This window comes from Brevundimonas sp. EAKA, from assembly GCF_000698025.1.
Taxonomy (GTDB): Bacteria; Pseudomonadota; Alphaproteobacteria; order Caulobacterales; family Caulobacteraceae; genus Brevundimonas; species Brevundimonas mediterranea_A.
The window spans coordinates 1-5,742 of record NZ_JMQR01000160.1; the positions used below are offsets into that span (position 1 = coordinate 1).

Annotated in this window: 4 protein-coding genes and 1 pseudogene; 3 read left to right on the forward strand and 2 right to left on the reverse strand. The window is 68.7% G+C overall.

Going from position 1 to position 5,742, the window contains the following annotated elements:
* Window positions 1-754, forward strand: a 754-nt coding sequence (hfaB, locus tag ER13_RS15585) for a holdfast anchoring protein HfaB (protein WP_035310722.1), incomplete at its 5' end; no start/stop codon positions are given.
* A complete protein-coding gene (gene hfaB, locus ER13_RS15590) occupies window positions 751-1,815 on the forward strand; it encodes a holdfast anchoring protein HfaB (RefSeq protein ID WP_155988178.1) in 1,065 nt (354 codons plus the stop codon). The genes hfaB (ER13_RS15585) and hfaB (ER13_RS15590), both read left to right, overlap by 4 nt.
* A 131-nt stretch (window positions 1,816-1,946) precedes the next feature.
* On the opposite strand, the gene ER13_RS15595 is transcribed toward hfaB (ER13_RS15590), so the two are convergent.
* Both ER13_RS15595 and ER13_RS15600 read right to left on the reverse strand, forming a co-directional pair.
* Window positions 1,947-2,876, reverse strand: coding sequence for a hypothetical protein (locus ER13_RS15595; RefSeq protein WP_052005161.1), 930 nt, complete (start codon window positions 2,874-2,876; stop codon window positions 1,947-1,949).
* A 318-nt stretch (window positions 2,877-3,194) separates the two neighbouring features.
* Complete coding sequence (locus tag ER13_RS15600) at window positions 3,195-4,550, reverse strand: M23 family metallopeptidase (protein WP_035310727.1); 1,356 nt, start codon at window positions 4,548-4,550, stop codon at window positions 3,195-3,197.
* 323 nt (window positions 4,551-4,873) lie between these two features.
* On the opposite strand from ER13_RS15600, the pseudogene ER13_RS15605 reads away from it, so the two are divergent.
* Window positions 4,874-5,742, forward strand: a pseudogene (locus ER13_RS15605) (C4-dicarboxylate ABC transporter); the annotation flags it as partial.

The following is a 5,742-nucleotide window of genomic DNA, read 5'->3' on the forward strand; positions in this document are numbered from 1 at the left end:
CGTGGCCTGCGTGGCGCGGGGGGGCGGCTGGATCGTCTGCGCCCCGCCCAGGACCGCGGTGGGACGGATTTCCGACATGACGGGCCGGGTCGATCTCCAGACCGGCGCCCGCGTCTCGCAGGGCGCCGCGCTGTTCGCCATCACGGCCCTGGCCCGCTCCGGCGCGCCGGTGGTCGAGCGGCTCGACAACACGGTCGCCGAGATCGAATTGAACTATGCGCGCCAGCACCTGCTGTCCGACGCCCCGGAACGGGCCGGTCAGGATCCCGACAATTTCAGGCCGATCCACGTCGGCCAGGTCGCGGGGTCGCGGTACTATCTCGTCGGCGGCGTCACCGAACTGAACTACAATATCGCCTCGAACGGCGTGAACGTCCAGGCGGGCGATGTGAGCACGACCGGCCTGCGCGGCCTGGGTCAGGCGTCGCGCTATGTGATGAACGTCGCGGTCGACCTCAGGCTGGTGGATACGCGCTCGCAGGAAGTGGTGAACAGCGTCAGCTTCCAGAAACAGGTGGTCGGCGTGGACCGCAGCCTCGGGCTGACGGGAACCCAGGGATCGGTCGGCGGCGTCGCGACGGCCGGCGGCGGCGCCATGGAGCCGGTGCAGGCCGCTGTGCGGACGGTGGTCGAACGCGGCGTCTTCGAACTGTTGGCCGGCATCCAGACACCGGGCGCCAAGGCGACCTGCCTGCCGGCCGACGACTCTGTCGGGGTCCAGACCTACGCCATCGCCGCAGGAGCCGCTTCGTGAGACTGAGACCGCTTCTGGAGGCGTCGATGATCGCGGCGGTCGGTCTGGCCGGCTGCACGACCGCACGCTACGACCCCGCCACCGGTCTCTACGCCAATCCCATCGGCGGCGCGCCGGCGACCGGCAACGACACCGCCTATTCCGCCGCGCTGAGATGTCTGGCGTCGGCGGGCCAGGCGGAGGGGCGCAGCGCGCCGCGGCTGGCGGTTGGCGACATCGCCGACCTGACCGGCCGCAATGATCTGGAGACAGGACGCAAGATCAGCCAGGGCGCGTCCCTGTTCGCCGTGACAGCCCTGACCAAGGCCGGAGTGCCCACGGTGGAGCGCCAGGATCGCGGGGTTTCGGAGGTCGAACGACAATATGCCCAATCTCATCTTCTGTCCGACACCCCCCAGGCGGCCGGCGAAAGCGCCGAGAATTTCCGCCCGATCTACGCCGGTCAGATCGCCGGTTCGCGATACTATGTCGTGGGCGGGGTCACCGAGCTGAACTATAATCTGCGGTCTTCCGGGGTCGATGTCTCCGCCGGGGGAATCGAGGCCAGCGGGGTCAAGGGGGGCCTGACCAGCAGCGGCTATGTCATGAACATCGCCATCGATCTTCGCCTGGTCGACACCCGGTCCCAGGAGGTCGTCGCCACGGCCTCCTATCAAAAGCAGCTTGTCGGTCGCGAGATCCGCGTGGGCGTGTTCGACTTCACCCACGGCAATATTTTCGACCTTTCCGCTGGAGCCTCCGGCATGGAGCCGATCCAGTTCGCCGTCCGGACCGCGATCGAACGCGGCCTGTACGACTTCGTCGCCGACCTCTACGCCATTCCCCGCGACCGCTGTCTCGCGCGGCCGGAAACGGGGCTGCAAGGCGAGAGCCTGCTGGCGCTGCGCGCGGCGGAAGCGGCTGGGCCCGAGGCCGAACGGCCGTCCGCCAGGCCGCCCGCCGTCGGGCAGGCCCCGTCCCGCCCGATGGCGGGACCGCCGGCCCGCTGGGTGCTGGATCCTTCCAGCTGGCGCACCGCGCCGTCGTCCGCGGTGCGCGGGACGACGGCTGCGGGCGGTTGAGGCGCCACGGACTTTCCGACTTCTCCAGTGCCAATTGAAGAAGGCCGTCGCGAGCGTCGCGACGGCCTTTCTCGTCTGGGTCAGTCCCCCGATCCGTCGCGCGGGACGGCGTCGTCCCGCGCGACGAAGGGTCAGAGGCCCCCGGTCACCCGGCTGATGGTCGCCGAATTGCCAATGGCCGCCGCCGTCAGCGACGCCGAATCCACGGACCGGACCGTGACGTTGGATATCGCCTGCGTCAGGGCCTTGTTGTCCTGAACAGAGGAGGCCGTCAGCATGGTGTTCGGCCCGGTGTTCAGCGTCAGCGAGTTGGAGATCGCCGCCGAGGTGGCCGACACCGCGCCATCGACGTCGGCGATCGTGGCGGACAGGGTCGCGGTCGGGTCGTAGCCGGACATCTGGGTGTTGGTGACCGTGCCCTTGCCCGCGCCCTGCAGGTCGATGGTCGCCGAATTGGCCAGGGCGGCCGAGGTCAGGTTCACCTTGTCGGACACGTCCTGGACCGTCGCGTTCAGCACGGCTCGCGAGTCGCCGTTGAAATATTGGGCGTTGGTCACGGTCATCGCCCCTTCGCCCGAGGCGGTGAAGGAGTTTGCGATGGCGGCGGCGGTGCCGTTCACGGCGCCGTCGATGTCCGCCACCTTGAGGTTGGCGTCCGCCAGAAACTGTCCGCGATGGGTGTACTGGGTGTTGGCGACCTTGGATACGACATTGCCGTCCAGGGTGACGGTGGCGGAGTTGCCCAGGGCCGCCGCCGTGGCCGCGACATCGCCGTTCACGTCGGCGACATTGCTGGACAGGGCGGCGCTGGTCGAACCCCAGCTATCCTGAAGGTTTCGCACGGTCGTCGGCCCGGCGCCGGAGATGGTCGCGGAGTTGCTGATCGCCGCCGAGGTCTGCGAGACGTTCCCGTTGACGTCGTTGACGACGGCGTTGAGCTGAGCCCGGACGGTCGCCGTGTTCTTCTGGTTCGATGTTGCAGTAGACTGCGCCTGAGCGCCGGATGCGAGCATGAGAGCGGCCGCGGCCGCCAGGCTGGTCACGCCGATATTGTGAGTCATTTGAAAGCCCCAAGAGGATATCCGCCGGAAATGACGGCGTTCTGTCGACTGCAAGAACGGCCGCGTCTTTCCGCGTTCGAGGCGTTAACCGAGTCTCGGGACGAAGCGCCGATAGGCGTTGAAGATCGTCCCGCAGGACGGAGGACAGGGTTAACCTTCGCGCCGTCCGCCTCGTTCAGTTTGCGACGCCTGCGACCGCGCCTGCCTCGGATTGGTACATTCGCAGGACGGACGTCGATCCGTCTCGCCCTGCAGTCGGCGCAATAGAAAACCCGCGCCGGCGAAGGCGCGGGTTGAGGAAGCGCGCGTCAGGCTTGATCAGCCCCGAACGGGGCGCAGGCCGTCGGCGGAGGCTTGTTGCAGGGCCGGGCGCTTCTGTCCGCCGGACGCGATGATGCGGTCGATGCGGGCTTTCTCGGCGCGGAAAGCGGCCAGGTCGCCGCCGGCCAGTTCGGTGCCTTCCTGGGTGCGGACGCCGGCGGGATTGATCCGCTGGCCGTTGCGCCACAGTTCATAGTGCAGGTGGGGGCCGGTCGAGGCGCCGGTCGAACCGACATAGGCGACGACCTGGCCCTGGCTGACGCGCTGGCCGGCACGAATGCCGGAGCCGTAACGCGACAGGTGTCCGTAGCCGCTCTCGAGCCCATTGTTGTGGCGGATGCGCAGCCAGTTGCCGTAGCCGCCCCAGCGACGCGCCTCGACCACCACGCCGTCGGCGGGGGCCACGATGGGCGTGCCGGAGCCGGCGGCGAAGTCGATGCCCTGGTGCATCTTCTTGTAGCCCGAGATCGGATGGGTGCGGAAACCGAAGCCTGACGAGACGCGGCGGAAATTCTGCAGCGGGGTGCGCATCATGGCCGAGCGCAGGTTCTTGCCCGAGGCGTCGAAGAACTGGGCTTCCTTCGCGCCGGCCGGCTTGAACCGATAGAAGGTGACGCCGCGCAGTTCGGCGTACATCAGGTCGCCCACGCCCACGGTGCGACCGGCCTCGGTCACGTCGCGGTCGAAGACCATGGTGAACTCGTCCGAGGCGCGGATGTCGCGCTGCATGTCGAACTTGGTGGCGAACAGGCGGCTGGCGGAGCGGACGATGGAGGCGGTAGCCCCCAGTTCACGGGCGCTGGCGGACAGGGAGCGTTCGACGTCGCCCTTCAGGACCACGGTCTCGTGCGTGACTTTTTCTTCCAGCGAACGCAGGCGCAGGGCGCCGTCGAAACTGCGCGACACGGTCAACTGGCTGGCCGGGCCGGTGCGCATGGTCAGGCCGATGAGGCGGGCGTCGCCCCGGCCGTCGCGCGGCTTGGCGATGGCGGTTTCGAAGCGAAGGCCGGCGCGGAGGTCGGCGAGGTCGAAGGCGTTGGCGACGGTGGCGGCGACGGCGCTGGCTTCTTCCGGCGCGACGCCGGTGCGGCGCACGGCCTGCTCGAAGGTTTCGCCGCGACGGATCTGGACGGGGACGGCTTCCGGGGCGGTCATGCCGGCCGGGGCGTTGGCGGCGGCGAAGGCCTGGACTTCCATGGCGGCCATCTGGGCCGACGACATTACGGGAACTTCTTCCGCCTGAGCGGGTTGGTAGACTCGACCGGCCAGCAGGGCGACCGAAATGGCGGCGGCGGCGGTCACGACATGCGGTGCGAGACGCATAGGTTGGCGGCGTGGGTCGAACTGAGCCATCGGTCTCATCGTGTTGCGACGCCCGAGGCGCCAAACTTTTTACCCAAAATCGCGCCGATAGACCCCGAGCGCGAAGTCATCGGCTATAACCTGCCTGTCTCAGTTTGGGAAGACAGACCGTTACAAACCGTTAAGAACCGGACGTGGGCGGAAAAAGTCTCACAGACTCATGCGATTGACACGCAGGCTCGCCCTCTTGTCGCCCAGCTTGGCTGCGACGGACGCAGGGTTCGGGCCTGTCGGCGACGCTTGAGGCTTGTATTCGCATCGAGGGTGGCGATGGTGGTCCGGCGATCAGTTCTCAATCGACACGGCGTCCCTGTTTGACCGAAGTTCCGGCCACTCCTTCCGACCGATCCCCAGGCGTCAGGCGCAAGGGCGGCCTGCGGCGTCGACTGGGCCTGGGCCTGCTCGCCGTATTCGTGGTCGTGGCCCTGCTGGCGGCCGCCCTCTATCTGAATCGCCGGGCCGCAGCGCGCGAGGTTCTGGTCGGCTGGCTGGAGCGTCAGGGCGTCCAGGCCGAGGTGGAGGTCGAGCGGATCGAACTGGACGGTTTCGTCGGCCGCATCCGCATCGGCGACCCGCGCAATCCGGATGTGACCGTCGAGCGGGTCGAGGTGGATTACGCCGTGGCCCTGCCCTGGTCCAGGACCGGCGTGGGGGTGACGCCCAGCCGGATCCGACTGGTGCGGCCGGTGATGCGGGCCAGCTGGAAGAAGGGAAAACTGTCCCTGGGGTCGCTCGATCCTCTGGTCGAACAGTTCACAGGCGGGCCGTCCAGGCCGGACTCGCGCAGCCCTCTGGTGGTCGTCGAGGGCGGGCGGGCGCGGCTCGATACCGAATATGGGCCGGTTCAACTGCTGGCCGATGCGCGGGTGGACGACGGCAAGCTGATGCGTTTGAGCGCGCGGATGCCGCGTGCGGCGCTGAAGAGCGGAGATTTCGAGGCTGAAGGCCTGGGGGCCGTCGTCGATCTGACGACGACCGGCGACCGGGTCGCGCTGCGGGTCGAGGCCGAAGGCGACCGGGTCCAGACCGCCGCCCTGAACGGCCGGGCGATGCGGCTGAGCCTGACCGGCGCCCTGCCCTATCCCGACATGAAGAGGCGGCGCGGCGACGGCCGGGCCGTGGTCGACGCCCGTCTGGTCGGCGACGTGCTGGGCTTCGCCCAGGGCGGGGGGGGGGGCGGGGG

Excerpts from the sequence above, each read along its gene's own strand:
- ER13_RS15600 (WP_035310727.1), bottom strand. The coding sequence starts at position 4,550 with ATGGCTCAGTTCGACCCACGCCGCCAACCTATGCGTCTCGCACCGCAT.
- ER13_RS15595 (WP_052005161.1), bottom strand. The coding sequence starts at position 2,876 with ATGACTCACAATATCGGCGTGACCAGCCTGGCGGCCGCGGCCGCTCTC.